Below are 26115 nucleotides of genomic sequence, written 5' to 3'. Positions count from 1 at the left end.
CACCCGCACAACGAGGCATGATCGTGAAGGTGGAGAACGGCGTCGAGCGGTCTGGCCGCGCGCGAGCCGAAGGCGCTGGCGCCCACACGCCACACGAAGGAGTATCGATGCCGCCTGCAAATCCGGCCCCCGCTTCGGTCCCGCGCAGCCCGGACGAGATCGCGCGCGTCGCTACGGCGCGCGGCATCGTCATACCCTCGGCCTGTGCACAGGGCGTGGCCGACAATCTCGCGCTGCTCGAACGCCACGTCGCGCGCATGCGGGGCGGGGAAGGCGCGGCTGCATGATGCGCTCGGCGCTCGAAATCGCGCATGGCGTGCGCCACGGAATGTTGAGCGCCGTCGCGGTGACCGAACAGTGCCTCGCGGCACTCGAGGAGCGGGCAGGGCCGCTCGTCGCCGTCACCCGGGTGCTGTCGGAACGTGCGCGCGACGAGGCGCGCAGGGTCGACGCCATGGTCGCGCGCGGTGAGGACCCCGGGCCCCTCGCCGGGGTGCCTTACGGGGTTAAGGACCTGTTCGACGTTGCGGGCATCGCGACGAGTGCGGGTTCGGCCATCTTCGACGATGCGCCGGCGGCAGGCCGCGATGCTGAGGCGGTCGAGCGTTTGCGCGCAGCCGGTGGGGTGCTCGTCGCGACGCTCAACATGGACGAATTCGCCTATGGTTTTGCGACCATCAACGCGCGCCATGGCACGACCCGCAACCCGCATGACCCGAGCCGGCTCGCCGGGGGCTCCTCGGGCGGTTCGGCCGCAATGGTCGCGGCAGGGCTGATGCCCTTTTCGCTGGGCTCTGACACCAATGGCTCGGTGCGCGTGCCCGCCAGCCTATGCGGGCTCTACGGTCTCAAGCCGACACACGGCGCGCTGCCGCTCGAGGGCGTCTTCCCCTTTGCCGAGAGCTTCGACGATGTCGGCCCGTTCACCGGGAGCATCGCCGACATGGTACTCTTGTGGGAGGTGCTCACCGGCGGGCCTGCGAGCGCTGCGCCATCTTCGCTCAAGGTCGCGCGGCTGGGCGGTCGCTTTCGTGACAATGCCGACCCTGCGCAGCTTGCAGCGATGGACAGTATCGCCAGGGCGATGGACAGCGCCGCTGCGCCGCTGGTCATTCCCGACATAGCCCGTGCGCGCTCGGCGGCCTTCGTCATCACCGCCTGCGAGGGCGGCAGGTTGCACCGCGAGACGCTCGCGCGCGCGGCTATGTCCTACGACCCGCAAGTGCGCGACCGCCTGCTCGCAGGCGCGCTGCTGCCCGAGGCGATCTACGAGGAGGCGCAGGCCTTCCGCGCGCGTTACAAGGCACCGGTGCTCGACCTGATCGCGGATCATGACGTGCTGCTTGCTCCGGCGACGCCTTGCACGGCGCCGAGCGTTGCGGACCCGCGCATCGAGATCGACGGCGCGATGAGCGCGGCGCGTGCGGACCTGGGCATCCATACCCAGGCGATCACATTTCTCGGCCTGCCTTCGCTGGCAGTGCCGCTCAGGCGTCCCGGGCAACTGCCGCTTGGCCTCCAGCTTATCGGCAGGCCGGGCTGCGAGGGTACGCTCTTCGCTTTCGCGAAGCGGCTCGAGGACGAGGGTTTCATCGGGGTGACAGTGCCGGAGGCGTTCCCTGCGGGGGCGCTTGCGGGCAGCAGGGGGATAGACGCGTGAGCCAGACAGAGCCGTTGACCAGTCCGTCGGCGGGACCACCCGGCGAGGGGCAAGGTGGGAGCGGCGCGCCCGGGCGCCTCGAGCGCATGTTCGCGCTGAGCGAGCGCGGCACGACTGCGCGCACCGAGGTACTCGCGGGTTTCACCACCTTCCTGACCATGGCCTACATCGTGCTGGTCAATCCTGCGATCCTCGGCACCGCGGGCATGCCCGTAGCCGCAGTCGCCGCCGCGACCTGCTTTGCCGCGGCCTTCGCCTCGATCCTGATGGGGCTCACCTCGAACACGCCGCTCGCGCTCGCGCCGGGCATGGGGCTCAACGCCTACTTCAGCTTCACCGTCGTGCAGCAGATGGGCATTCCCTGGCAGGTTGCGCTGGGCTGCGTGTTCATCTCGGGCATCGCCTTTCTGGTGCTCACCCTGACCGGGGTGCGCCAGCTCATCGTCCATTCGATCCCGCAGTACCTCTTCGCGGCGGTCGCGGGCGGCATCGGGCTGTTCATCGGCTTCATCGGCCTCAAGGATGCCGGCATCGTCGTCGCCAACCCGGCCACTTTCGTCGCGCTCGGCGACCTCAAGGCACCGGCGCCCGCGCTCGCGATCTTCGGCCTCGTCCTGATCGGTGCACTCAGCGTGTGGAACGTGCGCGGCGCGATGCTGATCGGGATCGTTGCCACCACCGTGCTCGGCTGGCTCTTCGGCATGGTGACGCTGAGCCCCGAACCCTATTCGCTCGAGGCGATGACCGGCACGCTGTTCCAGCTCGACCTCGCGGGCGTGTTCGGGGTTTCGGGCAGCCACGGCCTTGGCCTGCTCGAGATCCTCTTCGTTTTCCTCTTCGTCGACCTGTTCGACAACATCGGCACGCTCGTCGCGGTGACCAAGCGTGCCGGACTGATCGGCTCTGACGGCAAAATCCCGCGCCTCAACCGTATCCTCGTGACCGACGCGACCGCCACCATCGTCGGCTCGATGGCGGGTACGAGCACCGTCACCAGCTACGTCGAGAGCGCGGCGGGCGTGCAGGTCGGCGGGCGCACCGGCCTTACCGCCGTCGTCACCGGCGTGCTGTTCCTCGCGATGATGTTCGTGGCGCCCTATGCGCAGCTGATCCCGCTGGCCGCAACCGCGCCCGCGTTGATCATCGTGGGTGGCATGATGTGCCTGCCCCTGACCGAGGTCGAATGGGAGGACCCGCTCTCGGCGATCCCCGCGTTCCTCACCGTCGCGATGATCCCGCTGACCTTCTCGATCGCCAATGGCCTCGCCTTCGGCATCACCGCCCACGCAATTCTCAAGATGGCGCGCGGGACGATCCGCAAGGCCGACTGGTTCCTGCTTGTACTCGCCCTGCTTTTTGTAATCCGCTTCGTCTGGATGGGAGCCGCCTGATGCGCTTCGTTTCGTACACTCTTGCAGCCACCATGGCGCTTTGCGCGCTGCCCGCCGAGGCCGCTGCCGAGCGCTTCGACGATACCGCGCGCACCGTGGTGATGACCGCCTTCGCGCCCGAATGGGACGCCATGGCCCCGGCCATCGAAGCGCCCCGGGAATATCACGCCAACGGTCTGACCTTCCTCGTCGGCACGCTTGAGGGCAAGCCGGTGGTGCTGATGCAGAGCGGGGTCAGCATGGTCAACGCGGCGATGAACACCCAGCTCGTGCTCGACCGTTTCAACGTCAAGCGCATCGTCTTTTCCGGCATCGCGGGCGGGGTCGATCCCGAGCTCTCGATCGGTGACGTCATCGTCGCGAAGGATTGGGCGCAGTACCTCGAGGTCTCCTTCGCGCGAAAGACGGACAAGGGCTGGGTCGTGCCCGAGCCGGTCGATGCCGAGGCACCGAAGAACTGGGACATGATGTTTCCGCGCGGGGTGCGCGTGGGCAATGCCAGCGAGCCTTCGCAGCGCCACTATACCCTTGCCGTCGATCCCGGGCTGCTCGACCTTGCCAAGGATGTGACCGCCAAAATCACGCTGCAGCGCTGCACCGGGGCAGCAGGCAGCGCGAGCGGCGAGCATTGTCTCGTCAAGGAACCCAAGGTGGTCGTCGGCGGCACCGGCGTCAGCGCCGGGGTCTTCGCCGACAACAAGGAGTTCCGCGAATACCTGCAGGAGGCCTGGGGGGCGCGCGTGCTCGACATGGAGAGCGCGGCCGTGGTGCAGGTGGCCTATGCCAACGAGGTACCCGCAATCGTCTTCCGCTCGCTTTCCGACCTTGCGGGCGGCGATACCGGCGAGAACCAGATGAACACCTTCATGGCGCTCGCCTCGGTCAATTCCGCGCATGTCGTGCGCGCTTTCCTCGCGGCTCTGCCGGACTGAGCGGGAACCCACGATGAAGACCGTCACCGCCAGCAAGGGCATCGTCACCGCGCCCCATCACCTCGCCGCGAAGGCGGGGTGCGACGTGCTTGCCGAGGGCGGCACAGCCATCGAGGCCTGCGTCGCCGTCGCCGCGTGCCTTGCCGTCGTCTACCCGCACATGACCGGGATCGGCGGCGACGGCTTCTGGCTGATCCGCGAACCCGACGGTCGCGTTCACGCAATCCACGGCTGCGGCGGTGCGGCGGGCAATGCCGACCTCGCGCTTTATGAAGGGCACGAGGTGGTCCCGACGCGGGGCCCCCTCGCGGCGAACACGGTCGCGGGCACGATCTCGGCCTGGCAGGCGGCGCTCTCGGATAAAAGCTGCACTCTGCCGCTCGAACGCCTGTTGCGCGATGCGATCCGTTACGGCGAGGAGGGTGTCGCGGTCACCGCAGGCGGGGCCGCCATTGCCGCCGCCAAGGGCGAGGAACTGCGCGGCCAGCCCGGCGCCTGGGCCGAGACCTTCGAGCCAGAGGGACGTCCCTTGCGCGAGGGGGACGTCCTGCGCCAGCCGCGCCTTGCCGCAACCCTGCGCGCTCTGGCACGGGGCGGGCTCGACGATTTCTACCGCGGTGCGCTCGCGAGCAGTATCGCCGCCGACCTTGCCGCACTGGGCTCGCCGCTGCGTGCACAGGACCTGATCGCGCATGAGGCGAGCAGACCCGAGCCGCTGCACGTCGGCATTGCGGGCGCGCGGCTCTACAACAGCGCTCCGCCCACGCAAGGCTTCGCCTCGCTGGTGATCCTCGCGCTGTTCGACAAGCTCGCTGCCAAGGGCGCAGACGGCTTCGCCCATGTCCACGGCCTCGTCGAGGCGACCAAGCAGGCCTTCCTGCTGCGCGACGAACACGTCGGCGACACGGCCTATACCGACTTCGATTTCCAGGGCCTGCTCGACGACGATGCAGCGCTCGACGAACTGGCCGCCCGGATCGATCCCGAGCGCGCCTTGCGTTGGCCCAATGAGCCGCAACTGGGTGACACCTGCTGGTTCGCGGCAGCCGACGCGCAAGGCCGCGTGGTCTCCTGCATCCAGTCGACCTACTTCGAGTTCGGCTCGGGGCTGGTCCTGCCCGGCACCGGGATCACCTGGCAGAACCGCGGCTCCTCGTTCCGTCTGGCCGAGGATGGCTGGAATGCGCTGAAGCCAGGTCGAAAACCGTTCCACACGCTCAACCCCGCACTGGCCGCGTTCGAGGACGGGCGGATCATGGCCTACGGCACGATGGGCGGCGAGGGCCAGCCGCAGACGCAGGCCGCGCTGTTCAGCCGCTACGCGCGCTTTGGCGTCGATCTGCAGGAGGCCATCTCGGCCCCGCGCTGGCTGCTCGGGCGTACTTGGGGCGATGCCACGACCTCGCTCAAGCTCGAGGACGGCTTCGACGAGAGCCTTTACGCCCAGCTTGCCGAGGCAGGCCACGACGTCGAGCGCGTCGGGCCGCTGACCGCGATGATGGGCCATGCAGGGGCGATCGTGCGCCTCGTCGACGGCAGCTTCGAGGGGGGCAGCGATCCGCGCAGCGACGGCGCGGCGGTGGGCTGCTGAGATGATGACGAGCGCGCGCGAAATCGCACAAGGCGGCATGAGCGGAGGCAGCAGGGCCGTCGCGCGTTGCGACGCGCTGGGCGTCGCGCCTTTCTCCGACATCGCGGGCGGGCTCTATCGCGGCTATCTCACACCCGCCTATCGCGCTGCGCAAGAGGCGCTGGCGGGCTGGATGGAGGAGGCGGGCATGGCGGTGCGCCGCGATGCCGCCGCGAACCTTGTCGGGCGCTACGAGGGGGCCAGCCCCGGCGCTCCGGCGCTGATCATCGGCAGCCACCTCGATTCGGTGCGCGACGGCGGGCATTACGACGGGCCGCTCGGCATCATGCTCGGCGTGGAATGCGTCGCGGCGCTTCATGCCTCGGGGCAACGCCTGCCTTTCGCCATCGAGGTCTATGCCTTCGGCGACGAGGAGGGCTCGCGCTTTCCTGCCGCCATGCTGACCAGCCGCGCAGTTGCGGGCACACTCGATGCGGATGCGCTCTCGCTCGTCGATGCGGCGGGTATTGGCCTGCGCGAGGAAGGGATCGATCCCGCGCTCTATCTTGCGGCACGGCGCGAGCCGGGCGAGGTGCTGGCCTACCTCGAGGCACACATCGAGCAAGGCCCGGTGCTCGAGGACGAGGGGCTGGCGCTCGGCACGGTAACCGGGATCGCCGCGCAGCTGCGCTATGCCATCGCCGTGCACGGACTTGCCGGTCACGCAGGCACCAGTTCGATGAAGCTGCGCCGCGATCCGCTTGCCGGTGCCGCCGAGATGGTGCTCGCGATCGAACACGCGGCGCGCGAGGAGGGCGGCGATGCGGTGGCGACGGTCGGGCGGATCGAGGCCATGCCGGGGGCTGCCAACGTCATCGCGGGCGAGGTACGCTTCACCATCGACGTGCGCGCGGGGCACGCTGCGCGGCGCGACCGTGTCGCGAAAGCCATTCTCGCGGCCATCGAAGGCATCGCCGCCGCGCGCCGGCTCGACTTCGAGATCGAGCGCATTCACGATCTGCCGCCCAGCCCATGCGATCCCGCGCTGATGGCATTGATGGACGCAGCGCTCGAGCGCACCGGACAGCGCGCCTTCCGCCTCGTCTCGGGCGCGGGCCACGATGCCATGAACATGGCCGCGCTGTGCCCCACCGCCATGCTGTTTATCCGCTGCAAGGGCGGGATCAGCCATAACCCGGCCGAACATGTCGAGCCCGCCGACGCCGAGGCGGCGCTCGGCGCGATGCTTGGCTTCATCGAAGGTCTCGCCCGGCGCGAGGGAGAATTGCATGTCACTTGAACTCGATCCCCTGCTGTTCGGCGAGATCGACCCGCCCCAGCGCCTGCTCATGGGACCCGGCCCGGTCAATGCACATCCGCGCGTGCTGCGCGCGATGTCGGCAGACCTGCTCGGCCAGTTCGATCCCGAGATGACCGGCTACATGGAGCAGGTCATGGCGCTCTACCGCCCGATCTTCGGCACCCGCAACCGCTGGACGATGCTCGTCGACGGCACCGCGCGCGCCGGGATCGAGGCGGCGCTGGTCAGCCTTGTGCGCCCCGGCGACACCGTGCTGGTGGTCAACTTCGGCCGCTTCGGCCTGCTCCTCACCGAGATCCTGCAGCGCATCGGCGCGCGCATCGAGACGGTCGAGGCACCCTGGGGCGAGGTCGTTCCGCTCGAGGCGATCAGCGATGCCATCGCGCGCACCGCGCCGCGCCTCGTCGCGACGATCCACGGCGATACCTCGACCACCATGGCCCAGCCGCTCGACGGGTTCGGGGCGCTGTGCCGTGCTGCGGGCGCGCTTTCCTACGTCGATGCCACTGCGACCATCGGCGGGATGGAGCTCGCCGCCGACCGCTGGGATGTCGATGTCGTCACCGGCGGCCTGCAGAAGTGCCTTGGCGGTCCCTCCGGCTCGGCCCCGATCACCATTTCCGAGGCGGCTGCCGAGCAGATCTTCGCGCGCCGGCATACCGAGGCGGGCATCCGCATGGCAGGGCTCGTCGACGGACAGGGCCCGCGGATCGGCTCGAACTACTTCGATCTCGCGATGATCATGGACTACTGGTCGGAAAAGCGCCTCAACCACCATACCGAGGCGACCTCGATGCTCTATGCCGCGCGCGAATGCGCCCGCGTCGCGCTCGCAGAGGGACTGGCGACGCGCTACGACCGCCATGCCCGCGCGGGCCGGGCGATGACTGCGGGCCTGCGCGCGATGGGGCTAACGGTCTTCGGCGACGATGCCCACCGCATGACCAATGTCACCGGCGCCCACATCCCCGAAGGCATCGACGGCGAGGCTGTGCGCCGGACCATGCGCGAGGCCTTCGAGATCGAGATCGGCACTGCCTTCGGGCCGCTGCAGGGCAAGGTCTGGCGGCTGGGCGCGATGGGCTACAACGCGATGCGCCACAAGGTCCTGATCACGCTTGGCGCGCTCGAGGCCAGTCTGCGCATGGCCGGCTTCGCGCTGCCGCTGGGCGAAGCCGTGCCCGCCGCGATGGCAGCATGGACCGATCGGCCGGTTCAGGACGAGCGGGCATGAGCATGGCGCGCGATCTCACCGGCTACGGCGCCACGCCGCCTGCCGCCAACTGGCCCGGCGGTGCGCGCGTCGCGGTGCAGTTCGTGATCAATTACGAGGAGGGCGCGGAGAACTCGGTCCTCAACGGCGACAAGGGCTCCGAGGCGTTTCTCTCCGAAATGGTCGGCGCGGCAAGCCACCCCGACCGCGCCATGGCGATGGAGAGCCTCTACGAATACGGCAGCCGCGCAGGCTTCTGGCGGCTGCACCGCCTCTTTACCGCGCGTGGGCTGCCGGTCACGGTGTTCGGCGTGGCGAAGGCCATGGAGATGAACCCCGAGGCGGTCGCGGCCATGCGCGCGGCTGACTGGGAGATCGCCAGCCACGGCCTGCGCTGGATCGACTACCAGTACGTCGATGAGGCGGTCGAGCGCGCCCATATCGCAGAGGCCGTGGCGCTGCACGAGAAGCTGACCGGCAGCCGCCCGCTCGGCTGGTATCAGGGGCGCACCTCGCCCAATACCGCGCGGCTGGTGGCCGAGGAGGGCGGTTTCCTCTACGATGCCGACAGCTACGCCGACGACGTGCCCTATTGGGACAAGACCCATGCGCACTTGCGCGAGGGGCGCGCGCAGCTCGTCGTGCCCTACACGCTCGACGTCAACGACATGAAGATCGTCGCGCTCAACGGCTTCACCGAAGGCGAGCAGTTCTTTCGGCACATGCGCGACACCTTCGACCAGCTCGTCGAGGAGGGCGGACGCATGATGTCGGTGGGGCTGCACGCGCGCATCGCCGGAAAGCCGGGTCGCGCGCGCTGGCTCGCCCGCTTCCTCGACCATGTCACCGCCAGCGGCGAGGCCTGGGTCGCGCGCCGCTGCGACATCGCCCGCCACTGGATCGCCCAGTACCCTTGCCCCGGAGACGCTGCATGACAATCAACGATCCCGAACTCCTCGCCGAAGTGACCGCTGCGTTCAACGAGTACGAACGCGCGCTGATGGAGGACGACATCGCCGCGATGGACAAGCTGTTTCACGAGGCCGAGACGACCAATCGCTACGGCGTTGGCGAGGTGCTTTACGGCATCGAGGAGATCCGCGCGTTTCGCAAGGGACGCGGCGGCTCGCCACAGCGCAAGCTCGGCCGGGTCTCGATCGTGACATATGGTGATGCCTTCGCCACGGCCGATGCCGAATTCTTCCGCGAGGGCTCCGAGCGCCGTGGCCGCCAGACACAGAGCTGGGTGCGTTTCCCCGATGGCTGGAAGGTCGTCTCGGCGCATGTCAGCCTAGAGGGAAACACCCACTGATGGCAACGCCCGCCGCCCTCTTCGAGCACAGCCCCTGGGTCGAGGCGCGCGCCGATGCCGCGCCCTCGAGCGGGGATCGCCATGCCGACCTGATGGCGGTGGTCCATGCGGCCAGCGAGGCCGAACAGCTCGCGCTGATCCGCGCGCACCCCGAACTCGCGGGCAAGGCGGCGATCGACCGCACGCTTACGGATGCCAGCAGCGCCGAGCAGGCGAGCGCCGGACTCGACCGGCTCACTCCAGAAGAATACGAGGCGTTCCATGCGCTCAACGCGGCCTATCGCGAGCGCTTCGGCTTTCCCTTCATCATCTGCGTGCGCCTGACCGACAAGGCAGGTATCCTTGCCGCCATGCGCGCACGCCTTGCCAACGACCGCGCCAGCGAGATCGCCACAGCCATCGACCAGATCGGTGAGATCGTGCGCCTGCGACTGGAAGACATGTCATGAGCGAAACCGCCGCCAGCCCCGCCAGCCTCAAGGCCCTCGAAGAGCGCCTCGCGCGCGAGATCGCGCTTGTCGGTTTCAACCGCCCACAATGGGTGCGCGAGCGCCACTTCGCGGGCGAGAGCGTGCTCGACGTGGCGGTGATCGGCGGTGGCCAGTGTGGTCTCGCCGCCGCCTTCGGCCTGCGCCGCGAAGGCGTTGGCAACGTCATGGTCTTCGACGAGAACCCGGCCGGCTACGAGGGGCCTTGGGAAACCTATGCGCGCATGGTCACCTTGCGCACGCCCAAGACGCTGACCCCGATCGACTTCGGCATTCCCTCGCTGACTTTCCAGGCCTGGTGGGAAGCGCAGCACGGTGCGCAAGGCTGGGAGCGGCTCGACAAGATCGCGCGCGGCGACTGGATGGATTACCTGCGCTGGTATCGCCGCGTCCTCGACCTGCCCGTGGTCAACGAGGCGCGTCTCACCCGCATCGAGCCGCTGCCCGGCGAAGGCTTGCACCGCCTGCACTTTGTCGATGGCGCGGTGGAACATGCGCGCAAGGTGGTGCTGGCGACGGGCATCCAGGGCGGGGGCGAGTGGCATACGCCGGCGATGGTCTCGGACAACCTGCCAAAGTCGCTCTGGGCGCATACCAGCGAGCCGATCGATTTCGCGAAGCTGCACGGCAAGCGCATCGGTATCCTGGGCGGTGGGGCATCGGCCTTCGACAATGCCAACTTCGCGTTGACGCAGGGTGTCGAGGCGGCCGAGGTCTTCATCCGGCGCAAGCAGCTGCCGCGCATCAATCCCATCCGCTTCATGGAGCAGGTCGGTTTTGCCGCGCGCTACCCCGCGCTCGACGATGTAACCAAGTACGCGGCGATGGACTGCTTCCTCGGCCACAACCAGCCGCCGACCAACGACACTTTCGAGCGCGCCGCCGCCTGGCCGGGCTTTCGCCTGCACCTCGGCGCGCCCTGGCTCGACGTTGCCGAGCATGACGGGCTGGTGCGCGTCACCACCCCGCACGGGCATCACGACTTCGATTTCGTGGTGATCTCGACCGGGCTCGTCAGCGATCCGGGGCTGCGTCCCGAACTTTGCGACGTTGCGCCGCTGATCGCGCGCTGGGGTGACCGGGTCACGCCGAAGGGCAAGCGCAACGCGCTCATCGACGCGCACCCCTATCTCGGCGAGGCCTTCGAGTTTCTCGCCCGCGAGGGAGCCGACGCAGCCCCGCTACACGGCCTGTTCGCCTTCAACTATTCGGCGCTGCTTAGCCTTGGCCTTTCCGCCTCGGCGCTTTCGGGGCTGAATCTCGCGCTGCCGCGCCTGCTACGCGGGATCGCGGACCAGCTGTTCCTCGACGACAAGGACGTGCTCGTCGCCGAATTCCTCGAATACGACGTGCCTGAATTCCTCGGCGAGTGGCCGCTTCCCGAGACGGCGAGCGGTGCAGGGGAAGCGGCATGAACACGCTTTCGACCCACGTGCTCGACACCATGCACGGCTGCCCGGCAGCGGGCGTCTCGATCTCGCTGATCGCCGAGGGGGGCACGGTGCTCTTTGAAGGCACCACCAATGCCGACGGGCGCTGCCCCGAACTGCCCCGCGCCCCCTCGGGCGCCTATCACCTGCGCTTCGCCGTGGCCGACTACTTCCGCGCGCGCGGCGTCCACCTGCCTGAGCCGCCGTTCCTCGACGTGGTGCAGATCGACTTCGGCATCGCCGATATCGCGGCGCACTACCACGTGCCGCTGCTCGTCTCGCCCTATGCCTATTCGACCTACCGGGGCAGCTGACATGGCCATTTCGTTTCTTCTCGATGGCGAGCGGGTCGATCTCGACCGGCTCGACCCCACCGGCTCGGTGCTCGACTACTTGCGCTATGCGTGCCAGCGCACCGGCACCAAGGAAGGCTGCGCAGAAGGCGACTGCGGGGCCTGCACGGTGCTGGTTGGCGAGCTTTCGGCTGACGGGGCAAGGGTCGCGTGGCGGGCGCTCAACGCCTGCATTCAGTTCCTGCCGATGCTCCACGGCAAGGCGCTCATGACTGTCGAGAGTCTCTCGACGGCGGGCGAGCCCAATGCGTTGCAGGCCTGCATGGCGGCCAATGGCTCGTCGCAATGCGGGTTCTGCACCCCCGGCTTTGTCATGTCGCTGCATGGCCGTGCGATCGGCGCTTGCGGCAGTGACTTGCCGCTTGCCGACGTGGTCGCGGGCAACTTGTGCCGCTGCACCGGCTACGGCCCGATCCTCGAGGCAGGCGAGCAGGTCGCGCGGCTCGAACAGGATGATGGCGCGCTGGTCGAGGCCCTGGCAAAGATCGCTAGCGAGGGCGCCTCGGGCGAGTGGCAGGGGCGGCGCTGGTTCGTGCCGCGCAGCATCGACGAGCTTTGCGCGCTGCTGGAGATATATCCCCAGGCGACCCTCGTCGCGGGTGCTACCGATGTCGGCCTGTGGGTGACTAAGGGCTTGCGTGAACTCGCCACGGTGATCTTCATCGGCGGCGTTGCCGGGCTCGACGTGATCGAAGAGACCGAGGAGGCACTGGTGCTTGGCGCCAACGTGCGTCATGCCGACGCGCATCCGCTGCTTGCGCGGCTGCACCCCGATCTCGGCGAACTCTGGCGGCGCTTCGCGGCGCTGCAGGTGCGCAATGCCGGAACCATCGGCGGCAACATCGCCAATGGTTCGCCGATCGGTGACGGACCGCCCGCGCTGATCGCGCTGGGTGCCGAGCTCACTCTGCGCAGCGCATCGGGCAGGCGCACCATCGCGCTCGAGGACTTCTTCGTCGACTACGGCAAGCAGGACCTGCGCCCCGGTGAATTCGTCGAGACGGTAACGATCCCGCGCCCTGCCGGGGATGCGGTGATCGCGATGAGCAAACTCTCGCGCCGCTTCGACAGCGACATCTCGGCCGTCTGCGGCGCCTTTGTGCTGACGCTGGAGCAGGGCATCGTAACTGGCGCGCGCGTGGCATTCGGCGGCATGGCGGCTACCCCGCGCCGGGCTTCGGCATGCGAGGCCGCGCTCGTGGGCAAGCCGTTCGCGATGGAAACCATGGTCGCGGCGGGCAAGGCACTGGCGGATGATTTCAGCCCTTTGAGCGACGTGCGCGGATCGGCCGGCTACCGGCTCGAAGTCGCGGCCAACCTGCTCGTGCGCCTGTATCTGCGCGAACAGGGCAAGGCAGTCTCGGTTCTCGATCTGGAGAGCATCGATGGCTGAGCGCGATCCCGCCTTCACCGCCGCACAGGTCGTCGAGAAGCCTTCGCACCCGCACGAAAGCGCGCACCTCCACGTGACCGGCAGTGCGCGCTATGCCGACGACCTCGCCGAGCCCGGCGACATGCTCCATCTCGCTTTCGGCATGGCGAGCGAGGCGCATGCGGCGATCACCGCGATGGACCTCGCGGCGGTGCGTGCGGCGCCGGGTGTGGTTGCGGTCTACACCGCTGCCGACATTCCTTGCGCCAACGACGTCTCACCCGTCGCGCACGACGATCGCCTGCTCGCCGATGGCGAGGTCATCAGCCATGGCCAGCCGGTGTTCCTCGTTGCCGCGACGAGCCGCGACGCCGCGCGCAGGGCCGCGCGTCTCGGCGAGATCACCTATGAGCCGCGCTCCGCGCTGGTCACGGCAGCGCAGGCCCGCGCTGCGCAGAGCCTGATCGAGCCGACCCAGCGCATGGCGCGCGGAGATGCCGACAAGGCACTTGCGGGCGCACCGCAACGCCTCGCTGGCAGCTTCGAGATGGGTGGACAGGACCACTTCTACCTCGAAGGGCAAGTCTGTGTCGCGACGCCGGGCGAGGACGGACAGGTCCATCTCGTCAGTTCGACCCAGCACCCGAGCGAGGTGCAGCACCTCGTCGCGCACATGCTCGGCCTCACCAGCGCCGACGTCACGGTCGAGGTGCGCCGCATGGGCGGGGCCTTCGGCGGCAAGGAGACGCAGGCCGCGCTGATCGCGGCGGCCAGCGCGCTCGTCGCCGCGAAGACCGGGCGTCCGGCCAAGCTACGGCTCGACCGCGACGACGACATGGTCGCGACCGGCAAGCGCCATCCCTTCGAGGTCTCCTACGAGGTCGGCTTCGACGATGCGGGGCGCCTCCTCGCGCTCAAGCTGGGGCTCTCCTCGCCTTGCGGGGCGACGGTCGATCTCAGCCCCGCGATCAACGACCGCGCGATGTTCCATGCCGACAACTGCTACTATCTAGCCGACGTCGAGATCCTTTCCGAGCGGCTGAAGACCAACACCGTCTCGGCGACCGCGTTCAGGGGCTTCGGCGGGCCGCAGGGCATGCTCGCGATCGAGCGGATCATGGATCATGTCGCGCAGCATCTGGGCTGCGAGCCGCTCGACCTGCGTATCGCCAATCTCTATGCTCCGGGGCGCGACACGACGCCTTACGAGATGAAGGTCGCCGACAACATCGCGCCGGACATGATCGCGCACTTGCGCACCTCCTCGCGCTACGACGAGCGCGCAGCGAAGATCGCGGCGTTCAATGCGGATAGCGCGGTGATCAAGAAGGGCATCGCGCTTACTCCGGTCAAGTTCGGGATCAGTTTCACGACGACCCATCTCAATCAGGCGGGTGCGCTGATCCACGTCTACGCCGATGGTTCGATCCAGGTGAACCATGGCGGCACCGAGATGGGGCAGGGCGTCTACATCAAGGTCGCGCAAGTGGTTGCCGATGTCTTCGCCGTGCCCATCGAGAGCGTGCGCTGCACCGCGACGCGCACCGACAAGGTGCCCAATACCTCGGCGACGGCGGCAAGCTCGGGCGCGGACCTCAACGGCATGGCCGCTTTCGATGCTGCCAGCAGGATTCGCGCGCGTCTCGTCGGCTTCCTTGCCCGGACTTATGGTTGCCGCAAAGCGGAAGTGCGCTTCACGCCCGAAGGCGTGCAGGCGGGAGCGGCCAGCCTGACGTTCGGCGAAGTGGCCCGGCGCGCGCACATCGGGCGCGTCTCGCTCAGTTCGACCGGCTTCTACGCGACGCCCGACATCGCCTACGACCGCGAGGCCCACAAGGGCCGGCCGTTCTACTACTTCGCCTATGGCGCTGCAGTGAGCGAAGTCGCGGTGGATACCCTCACCGGCGAGCACAAGGTCCTGGCGGTCGATATTCTCCATGACGTCGGCGCATCGCTCAACCCGATGATCGACAAGGGCCAGATCGAGGGCGGTTTCATTCAGGGTCAGGGCTGGCTGACCACCGAGGAGCTGGTCTGGGACGACAAGGGGCGGCTGCTCACGCACAGCCCCGCGACCTACAAGATCCCGACCGCCTCGGATCGGCCAGCACGATTCTCGATCGCGCTGTGGGACGGACAGAACGTCGAGCCGACGATCAACCGCTCCAAGGCTGTGGGCGAGCCGCCGTTCATGCTGGCGATCTCGGTGTTCTCGGCGCTGACCCGCGCGGTCGCCGCCGTGGCCCCCGAACGGCGCGAACTTCCCCCGCTCGATGCGCCGGCGACGCCCGAGCGCGTGCTCAAGGCTATTAACGCGCACCGCGAGGGGGCGCTTGTCGCATGACGCAATGGATCGGCTGGCTGCGACAGCGCGGGGAAGGGCCTTGCGCGCTGGTATCGGTGCTCGCGACCGAAGGCTCCGCGCCGCGCGGCGCGGGCACGCGCATGTTGGTGAGCGCTGAAGGTCAGCAAGGCACCATCGGTGGCGGACAGCTCGAGTACCGCGCTGTCGAACAGGCGCGTGCGATGCTCGATCTCGCGCCGGGCACATGGCGCGTGCAGGACTACCCGCTCGGCCCCTTGCTCGGGCAATGCTGCGGCGGGCGGGTGCGGCTGCTGATCGAGCATCTCGATCCTGAAGGCCTCGACTGGCTGCACGATGCGCAAGTCGGCCGCATGCTCGAGACCAGCCTCTGCGAAGAGCGGGTCACGCGCCGTATTCACGATCGCGAGACCGCGACCCGCCAGTCCGCGCGCGGCGAAAGGCCCGGGGCGGGCACGCGCATTATCGAGCCGGTGGGCGAGCGCCCGCGTCCGTTCTACCTCTTCGGCGCAGGCCATGTCGGGCAGGCCATCGCGCGCCATGCGACCGGGTTGCCGCTGCAGCTGGCCTGGTTCGACACGCGGCCCGAGCTCGAAGGCATCGATGGGGTCACCGTGGTCGCGCCCGAGGACATTGCGCATTGCATCGAGGAGGCGCCTGCAGATGCGGCGATCGCCATCCTCACGCACGACCACCCGCTCGACTACCATCTGACACTGACCGCGCTGGGGCGCGTTCCGGTGGCCTTCGTCGGTCTCATCGGCTCCTCGACCAAGATCGCCCGGTTCCGCTCGCGCCTGAAGGCGGACGGTATCGGTGACGAAGCCCTCGCGCGCCTCACCGCGCCGATCGGTGTGCCGGGCGTCAAGGGCAAGGAGCCCGACGTGATCGCCATCGCCGTGCTTGCGCAGCTCTTGCAGCTGAGGGGTGCATGAGCGGCTTGCGCGCCTTTCGCGGCGAACTGCTTTCGGTGGGCACCGACCCGCGCGAGGACGCCGCTGCCGTGCGCCACGAGGCCGACGGCATGCTCGTCGTCGAAAAAGGCATCGTCATTGCGCGCGGCCCCTTCGAGGAAATCTCGCCGCGCTTCCCGGATGTCCCGGTCGAGACGCTGCCCGGCGTCGTCGTGCCCGGCTTCATCGATGCCCATGTCCACTACCCGCAGATGGACCGCATTGCCGCGCATGGCGAGCAGCTGCTCGACTGGCTCGACCGGCACATCTTCCCTGCCGAGAAGGCCTTCGTCGAGCGCGCCCATGCCGATGCGCTCTCCGAGGCCTTCTTCACCGAACTGCTGCGCAATGGCACGACGAGTGCGCTGGTCTTCCCGACCGTGCACGAACACTCGGTCGACGCCCTGTTCGAGGCGGCGCTCGCGCGCGGGATGCGCCTGATCTCGGGCAAGGTGCTGATGGATCTTGGCCCCGAGGGGCTGCGCGACACGCCCGCGAGCGGTCGTGCCGAGAGCGAGGCGCTGATCCGCCGCTGGCGCGGGCGCGGGCGGCTGGGCTACGCGCTGACCCCTCGCTTCGCGCTGACCTCGAGTGACGCGCAGCTGGCCGATGCAGGGCAATTTCTGGCCGCGCACCCGGATGCGCTGATGCACACCCATCTGGCCGAGAACGTGCACGAATGCGCCGCCGTCGCCGAACGCTTTCCGATGGCGGCGGACTATCTCGACGTCTACGACCGCTTCGGCCTCGTCACCGACCGCTCGGTCTTCGCCCATGGCATCCACTTGTCCGAGCGGTCCTGCGCGCGCCTTGCCGAGAGCGGCGCGGGGATCGCGGTATGCCCGAGCTCGAACCTGTTCCTGGGCTCGGGGCATTTCGACTTCGGGCAGGCGGATCGCCATAAGCTCAAGCTGGGGCTCGGCACCGATATCGGTGCGGGCACGACCTTCTCGATGCTGCACACGGCGGGTCTCGCCTATCAGGCAGCGCTCGCGCGCGAGGACCGGCTCGATCCCTTCCGCGCGCTCCATCTCGCGACCGCCGGAAGCGCGCGCCTGCTCGGTATCGCCGACAAGGTCGGCGCGCTGGAGGTGGGGCAGGAGGCCGATTTCGTCGTGCTCGACTGCGCCGCGACGCCGCTCCTTGCACGCCGGACCCGGGGCGCGAGCCTTGCGGAACGGCTCTTCGCCCTCCAGATTCTCGCCGACGACCGCTCCGTGGCGCGCACTTACGTGATGGGTGAAAGCGCCTGGCAAAGGACCTTGTAATGACCGATCTCGACAGCTTCATCGCCGGCCTGCCCAAGGCCGAACTGCACCTGCACATCGAGGGCAGCCTCGAGCCCGAACTGATGTTCGAGCTGGCGCAGCGCAATGGCGTCGAAATTCCTTACGAGAGCGTCGAGGACGTGCGCGCGGCCTATGCCTTCACCCGCCTGCAGGACTTCCTCGACATCTACTACGCTGGCGCGAACGTGCTGCGCACCCGCCAGGACTTCCACGACATGGCGATGGCCTATTTCGAGCGCGCGGCGCAAGATGGCGTGGTCCATGCCGAGATCATGTTCGACCCCCAGACCCACACCGACCGCGGCATCCCCTTCGCCGAGGTGATCGAGGGACTGCTCTCGGCCATGGCCGAGGCCGAGGCGAAGCATGGCATGACCAGCCAGCTGATCCTCTCGTTCCTGCGCCACCTCAGCGAGGAGGCCGCTTTCGAGACGCTGGCCATGGCCGAGCCCTGGCTCGACAGGATCACTGCGGTGGGCCTTGATTCCAGCGAGCTTGGCCATCCCCCGGTCAAGTTCGCGCAGGTTCTGGCTGCCGCACGCGAGAAGGGCCTCAAGATCACGCTCCATGCCGGGGAGGAAGGGCCGCCCGAATACGTCTATCAGGCGCTCGACCTGATCGAGGCGGATCGAATCGACCACGGCAACCGCGCGCTGGAGGACCCGGTGCTGACGCAAAGGCTTGCCGAGATGGGCATGACGCTGACCGTCTGCCCGCTCTCGAACCTGAAGCTCTGCGTGATCGACGACATCGCGCAGCACCCGATCGACCGCATGTTGCAGGCCGGGCTCAAGGCGACGCTGAACTCGGACGATCCGGCCTATTTCGGCGGCTACATCGCCGACAATTACCGGGCGGTCGCCGATGCACGCGGCCTCACACGCGACGATCTGGTGACGATCGCGCGCAACAGCTTCACAGGCTCGTTCCTGCCCGCCGATGCGATCGCGCGTCACATGGCGGCGATCGACGCTTACGTCGGGGCTCAAGCCTGATGCGCACCTTGCTGCGCGGGCTCCTCGTTCTCCTCGCGCTGCTGAGCGCATCGCTGGCGCAGGCCGCACCGCGCAAGGTCATCATCGACGACGAGGGCTTCGCGCTGATGCACCTCATGCTGCTCGAGAGCAGCGATGTCGAAGTGCTCGGGATCACCACCGTCTCGGGCAATGCCTGGGCCAACCAGGCGGCGGGCATGGTCCTGCGCGGCCTCGAGATCGCGCGCCGCGAGGACGTCCCGGTGGCGCAGGGGGCGACTTATCCGCTGCTCAATTCCGAGGCGCTGACCGAGCGCTGGGAAGCGCTTTACGGAAAGCTCGTCTGGAAGGGGGCATGGATGAAGGAATGGGTCGAACCGACCCGCCAGAGCCTGCCCGTCCATCATGGGCCACACGATCCGCTCGACGTGCCCTGGGGCAACCCCAAGGGTAAGGTCAGCGGCGAGATCGCGGCCAACTACCTCATCCGCATGGTCCACGAGCATCCCGGCGAGATCACCATCGTCGCCTGCGGCCCGCTCACCAATCTCGCGCTGGCGCAGCGGCTCGATCCGCAGTTCGCCTCGCTGGTGGGCGAGCTGGTCTACATGGGCGGCAGCCTCAATCCACGACAGGTGCGCGAAGGCGAGGCGGCGGCGCAGTTCGCGCGCGAATTCGTCAATACGCCCCGCCGCGAATTCAACGCACGCTTCGATCCCGAGGCGGCGAGCATCGTCTCGCACAGCCCCTGGCGCAAGCTGACGGTGATCCCGGTCGATCCCTCGACCTCGACCGAACGCAGCGCCGCGTTGCTGGAGCGCATGGCGAAGGCCGCTCCGCGCGAGGTCGGCGCTTTCATCTCGGACATGGAGCCCGGCTTTCCGATGTGGGACGAGATCGTAGCGGGCTATCTGCTCGATCCGGGCATGGTGACACGCGCCGAGGAACTCTACATCGACTACGACACCCAGTTCGGGCCGAGCTACGGCGACATGCTCAGCTGGCACGGACCCTATCGTCCGGGCCTTGGCGAGCAGCGCGCACAGGTCGTGCTCGAAATCGACCCGGCGCGGCTCGAGGCACTGATGGTGCGCACGATGGCGCAGGGCAAGGCGCGCGAGAGCGCCGCGAGGCCGTGAACTGGCGCGAGGCGCTGGATGCCTCGGGCCTGCTCGACCAGCTAGCCAGGTTCGATGTGCGCGTTGCGGGGACATTCCCGCTCGGCCTCGCGCTTGAGGGCAGCGACGTCGACCTCTTGTGCCATGCGCGCGATCCGGGGGAGGTCACGGGTTGCTTGTGGGCGCAGCATTGCTGGAGGCCGGGCTTCGCGATGTACCAGTGGCGGCGCGATCCGCGCCCGCTGATTGCCTGCTTCACGGTAGAGAGCGTGCCTGTCGAGGTATTCGCCGCACCTTTGCCGGTCGCGCAGCAGGCGGGCTGGCTGCATTTCGAGGTCGAGCAGCGCCTCCTGGCGCTTGGCGGCGAAAGCTTGCGCGGTGCGGTCATGGCACTGCGCGCGCAGGGCGCGAAGACCGAACCCGCCTTTGCGCGCGTGCTCGGTCTTTCCGGCGATCCCTATGGCGCCATGCTGGCGCTGGCAGCGCACGACGATGTGGACTTGCGGGCACTGCTGGACCGCGCCGGGTTCGCCTGAGGATGGGCGCTTACTCGATCGGCAGGTCGTGCATCCGCAGGAACGAGAGCTTGTCCCAGTAGCCGCGCTGGAACACGATCAGTCCCTCGCGCACGGTAAAGAAACCGCAGCCGCGAAGGCCCAGCGGATCGCTCCATTCGAGTGCCACGACTTCGCCCGCCTCGTGGATCGCCTCCACGATGCAGGTCATGTTCGCGGCGACGAATTCGGCCTCGAACATGGCGCGGATCGCAGGGCGGCCCTCGACCGCGGCCTGAGTGACCTGGTGGTTGACCGCGTCAGGCGCATAGAGCGCGGCAAGGCCCGCCGCATCGCCCGCGTTGAAGCGCTCGACCCAGGTCTCGACAACTTCGCGTGGTTGCATTGCGGCGGTCCTTGTCCTGCTCAGTTCTCGCCCTCGTGGAGCCAGTGCTCGGTCTGGGGCGGGATGAATTCGATGATCCGGTCGAGCAGGCGCTCGGGCTTGTTGTCGACGATCAGCATGTCGCGGTGGCGGTCCTGCAGGAAGCCCTCGGCGACGATCTTGTCGATGAACTGGATCAGGCCTTCGTAGAAGTTGCCGACGTTGAGCAGTCCGACCGGCTTGGCGTGGTAGCCCAGCTGCGACCAGCACCAGGCCTCGAACATTTCCTCGAAGGTGCCGATGCCGCCGGGCAGGGTAACGAAGCCGTCGGAGAGCTTGGCCATGAGCGCCTTGCGCTCGTGCATCGACTTGACGACGTGCAGCTCGGTGATGCCCTGATGGTCCTTCTCGCGCGCGCGCAGCGCCTCGGGGATCACGCCGATGACCTCGCCGCCCGCCGCGCAAACGGCGTCGGCGATCACGCCCATGAGGCCGACTTCACCGCCGCCATAGACGAGGCCGATGCCGCGCTTGGCGAGCAGGGTGCCGAATTCGTGGGCGGTTTCGCGGTACATGGGATCGCGGCCCGGCGAGGAGCCGAGATAGACACAGATGCGCATGGAGTGTTTTCTTCTTTCGCGTTCTGGGAAATGGGGGATGAGGGTGTCAGGCGAGCCGTTCGGGGACCGAAAGGGCCTCTTCGGTGATGCTCTCGCGCGTGGCGACGGCTTCCCAGGGGAAGACGAACCAGCGCTTGTCGTCCTTGCGGTCGATGGTCTCGGCCCACAGGTCGACCTCGGCCTGCGAGCTGAGGTTGTTGATGACGACGGCGAAGCGCGTCGTCTCGCGGTTGCAGCCGCCCTCGTCGAGCCGGGCGCGGATATATTCGATGGTGCCGCCGCTGTCGTTGATGTCGTCGATGAACAGCAGCTTCTTGCCTTCCGCGCTCATCGCCGCGACCCTGGCGAGCAGGTCGTCGGCAAAGCCCGGAACCTTGGCGCTGTGGTCGATCGAGAGCATCGGCACGCCGAGCTGGTGCGAGACGTAGACGCCGGGGACGAGACCGCCGCGGCCTACGCCGATGACGAAGTCGGGCATCCAGTCACCCGCTACGATCTTGCCGGACAGGACCCGGACCTTGGCGAGGAAATCCTCGTAGTATTCGAGGTACTGAAGCTGGGGCTCCACGGATTCACCCATGGGTTCGACTCCTGAAAGCGGGCATTGTTGGGTTCCTTAAGTACAAGCTGGCGGGTCCCGGGACAATTGCGGGAAGGGGCTAATCGAGAGCGGGTTGCGGTCGGGCGTCGTCGATGCGGGCATGGTCGAGCGCGGCGAAGCCGTTCTCGATCTCGCGCAGGACCATGGTCGCTGCATGCGAAGGCGTGCGAGCGCTGGCGGTGCACATCGCCAGCGTCATCGGTCGCAGCAGCGGATCGGCGATGCGGGTGAAGCGCAGGAGGCCGCGCTGTACCTCGGTCATAACATCGAGCGAGGTGAGAATTCCGATTCCTGCGCCCTGCATCACCATCGAAGCGATCATCTGGATGTTGTCCGAAGTGACCGTGCGGCGGATCGGCACCTTGGTCGCTGCCTCGAGCACGGCGACCTGCTGGCCGACCGCGAGCGGTTCGGCCGGTGCGATCACCGGCTCGCCTACGCAGGCGGAAAAGCGGGCCTCCTCGCGTGAGCCGAAAGGGTGGCCGGGCGGGGTGATAAAGCCGAGTACCACTTCGACGAAGGTGCGCACGGTGAGGTCGCGAAAGGTCTGCGGTTCGAACATGATCCCGCAGTCCACTTCGCCGCGCACGATCGCCCCGCGCACCGCGTCGTTGTCGAGCACGCGCAGGCCCACGGTGATACCGGGATACTGCTGCTGGATGCGGTGGATCGTCTCGGGGACGTAGCCCTTGGCGAGCGCATCGATCACCGCGATCTCGACATGGCCGAGCTTCAGCCCGCGCAGATCCTCGATCTGCGCGCGCACATTGACCATGCCCTGTTCCCAGTGATGGGCCGAGGCCATCATCAGTTCGCCCGCCGCAGTGAGCTTGAGACCTGTCGGCAGGCGTTCGAACAAGGGCACGCCCAGTTCCGCCTCGACGTTCAGGATCTGCCGGTCGATTGCCGATGCCGAGAGGTTGAGCTCGTCCGCCGCCTTGCGGATCGATCCGAGGCGGCCGACCGCCATGAAATAGCGCAGGAAGCGGGAGAAGGCAGGCATGATCCGGTGGTCCCCGAGGTGCACGCAATTTTGCAACACCGTTTCCCGGATCATTGCGATTTTCAGAGATGCGTCAAGGAGGGTTTCTGTCGCCGCGAAGACCACTGCGCAGACGTCTTGGTTCGATCGCAATGCGCGTGGCAGCCGGATCCAATGTGCTTGAAAATATTGGTTAACTGCAATTTCATCCGGGCGATCGAACGCTCTTTGGATTATATTGTTCCGCGAAGTGATGTAAAAGATTTGCCCAAATGTGAAGTAATGGATTTTTTTGGCCAGTCTTGGCTAGGCTATTCTTGATTATGTTACAGTATCTCCTGGGATATCTAAGTGGCCGGTATCGTGGCATTGTATGGTGCAAGTTTAAACGGTTCGTCGCACAATGCACTCGGGTGCACGCACAAGTAGCGGCGAAAATCGTGGCGTTCATTTACCGGAAAGCATGCGCGGAACACCCAGCAGGTCCACGCTGCCTCTCGCACTGGCTTCAGGTCTCGCCGGACCGGTCCCGCGGGGAGGCATAGAATGATGGGGTCCAACCAGTCGGGCCCGCCGACAGGGGCGCGAACGCCGGGATGCAACCGGTTGACGCGAACAGGCCGGGCCGGCTGATGCAGAACGTAGGAGTATCGTAATGAAGGTCATTTCCAGCAAACCCGGCGCACTTCTTCTGGCAGGCCTGCTCGCCGTGCCTGCGGCCAGCAGCGTATCCGCGCAACAGCAGGAACTGCCTGCGGCGGACGTTTCCGCCACCGTCTATGGCGAGCGCCCTGTCGACGAGTCCGAACTGGCCAAGGGGCCTGACGTCGAGGGCATCATTTCCGCGCGTGACGGCAATCGTATCCAGATCACCGACGAGAGCGGCACCAGCACGGTCGTGAGCTTCAGCGAAAACACCGAGATTCTCGGCAAGGGAGGCTTCCTGGGCCTTGCCAGCAAGGAGCGCGCCGACGACTCCCTGCTCAACGGACTTCCCGTCAAGATCGAGACGCTTCAGGCTCCCAGCGGCCTGCTAGCGAGCCAGATCAAGTTCAAGAACGACGACTTCAAGACCGCGGCGATGATCCGCAACGGCACGGCCCAGGGCTTCGCCGAGCAGACCGCGGCCACCGAGGCGCTGCGCGGTCGCATGGGCGACATCGACAAGTACAACATCAAGGGCACGACCAACGTCAACTTCGACACCGGCAAGTACAAGCTCTCCGAGCAGGGCAAGGCCGACCTGTGCAGCGCGGCCAGCCAGGCGGAAAACATGGACAACGCACTGCTCCTCGTGGTGGGCTATACCGACTCCACCGGTAGCCAGGAGTTCAACCAGGAGCTCAGTGAGAAGCGCGCCAGCCGCGTCGTGAACTACCTGCAGCAGGCCTGCGGCTGGAAGCCCTACCGCATGCTGACGCCGACCGGGATGGCCGAGGCCGATCCGCTGGCCGACAACACGACCGAGGAAGGCAAGGCGCAGAACCGCCGCGTCGCGGTCAATATTCTCGTCAGCAAGGGCCTCGACGGGCTCTGATCGCGAGAAGGGACGGGCGCGGCCCGTCCCGTTGCGCAGGCATTCGACGAATTGCTCTCGTTGCCCTCAGGGCAGCGAGAGCTTTTTTGCGTATGGGTGTGCGACCGAGAGACCGTCGCCCAGGTTCATCGGGCCGCCGGTGTCGTCGCCGTCGCGCGGATTCACGCCGCCCAGATTGAGCACGTAGGTGAGTTCGGAAAGTCGCCATTCGCCGCCACGCTGCTGCGCGCCGAGCAGGTAGCGCCCCCAGAAGGTGGCGTCGCTGCCGGGTGCGGGCTCTGCCGTGCGGCACACGATCACGCAGCCGACGTCGATGCGCGCCTCTTCACCGCTGATCCTGATCGAGGGCAGGGTGAACATGTGCAGGCGCCGGGAATAGCCCTCCTCGAGCGCCTTCACGAAATCGCGATAGGCGCCGAAGTCCCCCTTGAACATGCCGAAGTCGAACTGCGCCTCGGGCCAGAACAGGCTGTCGAGCCGGTCCCAGTCGAGCCAGTCGATGACTTGCGCATAGTCGGCGATCAGGTCGGTGATGCGCGCACGCGCAACAAGGTCGGCGATCACGTCGGTCTGGGCCGGATCGCTCGTGCCGGGCAAGGCTGCGGCGGAGGCAGGCGGCGTGCGCGGGCCCGGCTCAAGCATGTTGCGGTGCCTTCCAGTCGGCGAGGGTCGAGACCTTGTCGTCGAGGCGCACGAGCGTCTTGCCGCTGGTCTTGCCCGACATCAGGCGGATGAAGGCCTCGGGCGTCGCATCGAGACCGGTGGCGACGTTCTCGGTGGCGACCAGCTTGCCCGAGCGGATCCAGTCGGCGAGGGCGTGTTCGGCTTCCTCGATCATGTCGACCGCCTCGTAGGCGAGGAAGCCGCGCATGGTGATGCGGTTGACGAGGACCTGCCAGATGTTGCGCAGGAGATAGGGATCGCTCTGGTGGTTGTAATTGGCGATCATGCCGCAGACCGGGATGCGCCCGAAAGCCTTCATGCGTGGCAGGACGGTATCGAGCGTGATGCCGCCGACGTTGTCGAAGTAGAGGTCGATGCCCTCGGGGAAGTGCCTGTCGATCTCGGCGCCGAGGTCGGCGCAGGCGCGGTAGTCGATGGCGGCGTCGAAGCCGAGTGTCTCGGTGACGATGCGGGCCTTGTCCGCACTGCCTACAGTGCCGACGACGCGGCAGCCAGAAAGCTTCGCGACCTGACCGGCGACCGAGCCGACCGCGCCGGCCGCGGCACTGACCAGCACCTCGTCACCGCTGCGCATCTCGCCGTATTTCTTGAGCCCGACATAGGCGGTGATCCCCGACCAACCGCATGCGCCCATGTAGGCGGTGAGCGGCATGTCGGGCGCCACGCGCACGTTCTCGAAGCCGACCGAGCCGGGTGCGATGACCGAATGGGTCTCCCAGCCAATGAAGGCGCGGCCATAATCGCCTTCCTTGAAGTCGGGGTTTCGCGACTTGACCACGCGGCCCAGCACCATGGTCGGGATAAGGCCGCCGATCGGCACGGGCGGCATGTAGCTCTTCACGTCATCGAGCATGCCGCGCACCGCGGGATCGATCGCGAAGACCCGGTTCTCGAGCAGGACCTCGCCGTCAGCCAGTTCGGGTACGGGCACTTCCTCGATGCGGAAGTTGTCCTCGACGGGAATTCCCGTCGGACGCGAATTGAGGACGATGCGGCGGTTGATCATTGGTCTCTCCCGGTCGGCGCCTCATCGGGCGCGTTTGGACCGGCGCGCACGCGCGCCTGGCCGAGTCTCGTTTGTGCCCGACCATCGCGTGACCGGGGCGCGCGGGG

General features: G+C 67.5%; 26 protein-coding genes. 20 read left to right on the top strand and 6 right to left on the bottom strand.

Going from position 1 to position 26115, the window contains the following annotated elements:
* Positions 1-107 precede the first annotated feature (107 nt).
* From I5E68_RS18525 to I5E68_RS18435, 19 genes are all read left to right on the top strand, one after another.
* Complete coding sequence (locus I5E68_RS18525) at positions 108-287, top strand: hypothetical protein (RefSeq protein ID WP_197166982.1); 180 nt, start codon at positions 108-110, stop codon at positions 285-287.
* Positions 287-1660 (top strand): AtzE family amidohydrolase, encoded by a 1374-nt coding sequence (locus I5E68_RS18520; RefSeq protein WP_197167035.1) that lies wholly within the window; start codon positions 287-289, stop codon positions 1658-1660. The genes I5E68_RS18525 and I5E68_RS18520 overlap by 1 nt, the downstream gene beginning before the upstream one ends.
* Before the next feature lie 86 nt (positions 1661-1746).
* Positions 1747-3051 carry an NCS2 family permease gene (locus I5E68_RS18515; RefSeq protein ID WP_197167034.1) on the top strand — a complete coding sequence of 435 codons (1305 nt, stop codon included), beginning with the start codon at positions 1747-1749 and terminating at the stop codon, positions 3049-3051.
* Positions 3051-3983 carry a 5'-methylthioadenosine/S-adenosylhomocysteine nucleosidase gene (locus tag I5E68_RS18510; protein ID WP_197166981.1) on the top strand — a complete coding sequence of 311 codons (933 nt, stop codon included), beginning with the start codon at positions 3051-3053 and terminating at the stop codon, positions 3981-3983. Before I5E68_RS18515 ends, I5E68_RS18510 begins: the two co-directional genes overlap by 1 nt.
* Before the next feature lie 13 nt (positions 3984-3996).
* Positions 3997-5574: a gamma-glutamyltransferase family protein gene (locus I5E68_RS18505; RefSeq protein WP_197166980.1), complete on the top strand. Its 1578-nt coding sequence runs from the start codon at positions 3997-3999 to the stop codon at positions 5572-5574.
* Between the two features lie 37 nt (positions 5575-5611).
* Entirely contained in the window at positions 5612-6853 is a 1242-nt protein-coding gene (locus I5E68_RS18500; protein WP_197166979.1) for an allantoate amidohydrolase, read from the top strand.
* Positions 6843-8108, top strand: coding sequence for a pyridoxal-phosphate-dependent aminotransferase family protein (locus I5E68_RS18495; protein ID WP_197166978.1), 1266 nt, complete (start codon positions 6843-6845; stop codon positions 8106-8108). The genes I5E68_RS18500 and I5E68_RS18495 overlap by 11 nt, the downstream gene beginning before the upstream one ends.
* A gap of 2 nt (positions 8109-8110) precedes the next feature.
* A complete protein-coding gene (gene puuE / locus I5E68_RS18490) occupies positions 8111-9022 on the top strand; it encodes an allantoinase PuuE (RefSeq protein WP_197167033.1) in 912 nt (303 codons plus the stop codon).
* On the top strand, positions 9019-9399 hold the full coding sequence (gene hpxZ, locus I5E68_RS18485) for an oxalurate catabolism protein HpxZ (RefSeq protein ID WP_197166977.1): 381 nt from the start codon (positions 9019-9021) through the stop codon (positions 9397-9399). The genes puuE and hpxZ overlap by 4 nt, the downstream gene beginning before the upstream one ends.
* Positions 9399-9848, top strand: a complete 450-nt coding sequence (gene uraD, locus I5E68_RS18480; protein WP_197166976.1) for a 2-oxo-4-hydroxy-4-carboxy-5-ureidoimidazoline decarboxylase — start codon at positions 9399-9401, stop codon at positions 9846-9848. Before hpxZ ends, uraD begins: the two co-directional genes overlap by 1 nt.
* Positions 9845-11302, top strand: coding sequence for an FAD/NAD(P)-binding protein (locus I5E68_RS18475; RefSeq protein ID WP_197166975.1), 1458 nt, complete (start codon positions 9845-9847; stop codon positions 11300-11302). Before uraD ends, I5E68_RS18475 begins: the two co-directional genes overlap by 4 nt.
* Positions 11299-11631 (top strand): hydroxyisourate hydrolase, encoded by a 333-nt coding sequence (gene uraH / locus I5E68_RS18470; RefSeq protein ID WP_197166974.1) that lies wholly within the window; start codon positions 11299-11301, stop codon positions 11629-11631. The genes I5E68_RS18475 and uraH overlap by 4 nt, the downstream gene beginning before the upstream one ends.
* A 1-nt stretch (position 11632) precedes the next feature.
* Positions 11633-13063, top strand: a complete 1431-nt coding sequence (gene xdhA, locus I5E68_RS18465; RefSeq protein WP_197166973.1) for a xanthine dehydrogenase small subunit — start codon at positions 11633-11635, stop codon at positions 13061-13063.
* Complete coding sequence (gene xdhB / locus I5E68_RS18460; RefSeq protein ID WP_197166972.1) at positions 13056-15386, top strand: xanthine dehydrogenase molybdopterin binding subunit; 2331 nt, start codon at positions 13056-13058, stop codon at positions 15384-15386. Before xdhA ends, xdhB begins: the two co-directional genes overlap by 8 nt.
* On the top strand, positions 15383-16300 hold the full coding sequence (gene xdhC / locus I5E68_RS18455; protein ID WP_197166971.1) for a xanthine dehydrogenase accessory protein XdhC: 918 nt from the start codon (positions 15383-15385) through the stop codon (positions 16298-16300). Before xdhB ends, xdhC begins: the two co-directional genes overlap by 4 nt.
* Positions 16297-17586: a guanine deaminase gene (gene guaD, locus I5E68_RS18450; protein ID WP_197166970.1), complete on the top strand. Its 1290-nt coding sequence runs from the start codon at positions 16297-16299 to the stop codon at positions 17584-17586. Before xdhC ends, guaD begins: the two co-directional genes overlap by 4 nt.
* Positions 17586-18602, top strand: a complete 1017-nt coding sequence (locus I5E68_RS18445; RefSeq protein ID WP_197166969.1) for an adenosine deaminase — start codon at positions 17586-17588, stop codon at positions 18600-18602. The genes guaD and I5E68_RS18445 overlap by 1 nt, the downstream gene beginning before the upstream one ends.
* Positions 18602-19720 carry a nucleoside hydrolase gene (locus I5E68_RS18440; protein ID WP_197166968.1) on the top strand — a complete coding sequence of 373 codons (1119 nt, stop codon included), beginning with the start codon at positions 18602-18604 and terminating at the stop codon, positions 19718-19720. Before I5E68_RS18445 ends, I5E68_RS18440 begins: the two co-directional genes overlap by 1 nt.
* The gene (locus I5E68_RS18435; protein ID WP_197166967.1) at positions 19717-20235 is read left to right on the top strand and encodes a DUF4269 domain-containing protein; all 519 of its coding nucleotides are present in this window, start codon (positions 19717-19719) and stop codon (positions 20233-20235) included. The genes I5E68_RS18440 and I5E68_RS18435 overlap by 4 nt, the downstream gene beginning before the upstream one ends.
* 10 nt (positions 20236-20245) lie before the next feature.
* Here the strand turns inward: I5E68_RS18435 and I5E68_RS18430 are convergent, their stop codons facing one another.
* The 4 genes from I5E68_RS18430 to I5E68_RS18415 all read right to left on the bottom strand — a co-directional run bounded on the left by I5E68_RS18430 (position 20246) and on the right by I5E68_RS18415 (position 22802).
* A complete protein-coding gene (locus I5E68_RS18430) occupies positions 20246-20599 on the bottom strand; it encodes a nuclear transport factor 2 family protein (RefSeq protein WP_197166966.1) in 354 nt (117 codons plus the stop codon).
* A gap of 20 nt (positions 20600-20619) precedes the next feature.
* Positions 20620-21198, bottom strand: coding sequence for an LOG family protein (locus I5E68_RS18425; protein WP_197166965.1), 579 nt, complete (start codon positions 21196-21198; stop codon positions 20620-20622).
* 46 nt (positions 21199-21244) lie between these two features.
* The gene (locus I5E68_RS18420) at positions 21245-21778 is read right to left on the bottom strand and encodes a phosphoribosyltransferase (RefSeq protein WP_197166964.1); all 534 of its coding nucleotides are present in this window, start codon (positions 21776-21778) and stop codon (positions 21245-21247) included.
* Positions 21779-21857: 79 nt separating this feature from the next.
* Complete coding sequence (locus I5E68_RS18415) at positions 21858-22802, bottom strand: LysR family transcriptional regulator (protein ID WP_197166962.1); 945 nt, start codon at positions 22800-22802, stop codon at positions 21858-21860.
* A gap of 634 nt (positions 22803-23436) precedes the next feature.
* On the opposite strand from I5E68_RS18415, the gene I5E68_RS18410 reads away from it, so the two are divergent.
* Positions 23437-24318 carry an OmpA family protein gene (locus tag I5E68_RS18410; RefSeq protein ID WP_197166960.1) on the top strand — a complete coding sequence of 294 codons (882 nt, stop codon included), beginning with the start codon at positions 23437-23439 and terminating at the stop codon, positions 24316-24318.
* Positions 24319-24384: 66 nt separating this feature from the next.
* Here I5E68_RS18410 and I5E68_RS18405 read toward each other — a convergent pair whose 3' ends face one another.
* Both I5E68_RS18405 and I5E68_RS18400 read right to left on the bottom strand, forming a co-directional pair.
* Positions 24385-24960 carry a nuclear transport factor 2 family protein gene (locus tag I5E68_RS18405; RefSeq protein ID WP_197166958.1) on the bottom strand — a complete coding sequence of 192 codons (576 nt, stop codon included), beginning with the start codon at positions 24958-24960 and terminating at the stop codon, positions 24385-24387.
* A complete protein-coding gene (locus tag I5E68_RS18400; RefSeq protein ID WP_197166956.1) occupies positions 24953-26008 on the bottom strand; it encodes an NADP-dependent oxidoreductase in 1056 nt (351 codons plus the stop codon). The genes I5E68_RS18405 and I5E68_RS18400 overlap by 8 nt, the downstream gene beginning before the upstream one ends.
* Positions 26009-26115 lie beyond the last annotated feature (107 nt).

Origin of the sequence: Novosphingobium aureum (genome assembly GCF_015865035.1) — a bacterium.
Lineage (GTDB): Bacteria > Pseudomonadota > Alphaproteobacteria > Sphingomonadales > Sphingomonadaceae > Novosphingobium > Novosphingobium aureum.
The sequence above is the reverse complement of the archived record's forward strand: the minus strand, read 5'-3'. Positions and strand labels throughout refer to the sequence as shown.

Coding starts and splice junctions, on each gene's coding strand:
- I5E68_RS18505 (WP_197166980.1), top strand. CDS start 3,997: ATGAAGACCGTCACCGCCAGCAAGGGCATCGTCACCGCGCCCCATCAC.
- xdhC (WP_197166971.1), top strand. CDS start 15,383: ATGACGCAATGGATCGGCTGGCTGCGACAGCGCGGGGAAGGGCCTTGC.
- I5E68_RS18420 (WP_197166964.1), bottom strand. CDS start 21,778: ATGGGTGAATCCGTGGAGCCCCAGCTTCAGTACCTCGAATACTACGAG.
- I5E68_RS18515 (WP_197167034.1), top strand. CDS start 1,747: ATGTTCGCGCTGAGCGAGCGCGGCACGACTGCGCGCACCGAGGTACTC.
- uraH (WP_197166974.1), top strand. CDS start 11,299: ATGAACACGCTTTCGACCCACGTGCTCGACACCATGCACGGCTGCCCG.
- hpxZ (WP_197166977.1), top strand. CDS start 9,019: ATGACAATCAACGATCCCGAACTCCTCGCCGAAGTGACCGCTGCGTTC.
- uraD (WP_197166976.1), top strand. CDS start 9,399: ATGGCAACGCCCGCCGCCCTCTTCGAGCACAGCCCCTGGGTCGAGGCG.
- I5E68_RS18445 (WP_197166969.1), top strand. CDS start 17,586: ATGACCGATCTCGACAGCTTCATCGCCGGCCTGCCCAAGGCCGAACTG.
- I5E68_RS18510 (WP_197166981.1), top strand. CDS start 3,051: ATGCGCTTCGTTTCGTACACTCTTGCAGCCACCATGGCGCTTTGCGCG.
- I5E68_RS18475 (WP_197166975.1), top strand. CDS start 9,845: ATGAGCGAAACCGCCGCCAGCCCCGCCAGCCTCAAGGCCCTCGAAGAG.
- I5E68_RS18405 (WP_197166958.1), bottom strand. CDS start 24,960: ATGCTTGAGCCGGGCCCGCGCACGCCGCCTGCCTCCGCCGCAGCCTTG.
- I5E68_RS18520 (WP_197167035.1), top strand. CDS start 287: ATGCGCTCGGCGCTCGAAATCGCGCATGGCGTGCGCCACGGAATGTTG.
- I5E68_RS18410 (WP_197166960.1), top strand. CDS start 23,437: ATGAAGGTCATTTCCAGCAAACCCGGCGCACTTCTTCTGGCAGGCCTG.
- xdhB (WP_197166972.1), top strand. CDS start 13,056: ATGGCTGAGCGCGATCCCGCCTTCACCGCCGCACAGGTCGTCGAGAAG.
- I5E68_RS18430 (WP_197166966.1), bottom strand. CDS start 20,599: ATGCAACCACGCGAAGTTGTCGAGACCTGGGTCGAGCGCTTCAACGCG.
- I5E68_RS18400 (WP_197166956.1), bottom strand. CDS start 26,008: ATGATCAACCGCCGCATCGTCCTCAATTCGCGTCCGACGGGAATTCCC.
- xdhA (WP_197166973.1), top strand. CDS start 11,633: ATGGCCATTTCGTTTCTTCTCGATGGCGAGCGGGTCGATCTCGACCGG.
- I5E68_RS18415 (WP_197166962.1), bottom strand. CDS start 22,802: ATGCCTGCCTTCTCCCGCTTCCTGCGCTATTTCATGGCGGTCGGCCGC.
- I5E68_RS18525 (WP_197166982.1), top strand. CDS start 108: ATGCCGCCTGCAAATCCGGCCCCCGCTTCGGTCCCGCGCAGCCCGGAC.
- I5E68_RS18500 (WP_197166979.1), top strand. CDS start 5,612: ATGAGCGGAGGCAGCAGGGCCGTCGCGCGTTGCGACGCGCTGGGCGTC.
- puuE (WP_197167033.1), top strand. CDS start 8,111: ATGGCGCGCGATCTCACCGGCTACGGCGCCACGCCGCCTGCCGCCAAC.
- I5E68_RS18425 (WP_197166965.1), bottom strand. CDS start 21,198: ATGCGCATCTGTGTCTATCTCGGCTCCTCGCCGGGCCGCGATCCCATG.
- I5E68_RS18495 (WP_197166978.1), top strand. CDS start 6,843: ATGTCACTTGAACTCGATCCCCTGCTGTTCGGCGAGATCGACCCGCCC.
- guaD (WP_197166970.1), top strand. CDS start 16,297: ATGAGCGGCTTGCGCGCCTTTCGCGGCGAACTGCTTTCGGTGGGCACC.
- I5E68_RS18440 (WP_197166968.1), top strand. CDS start 18,602: ATGCGCACCTTGCTGCGCGGGCTCCTCGTTCTCCTCGCGCTGCTGAGC.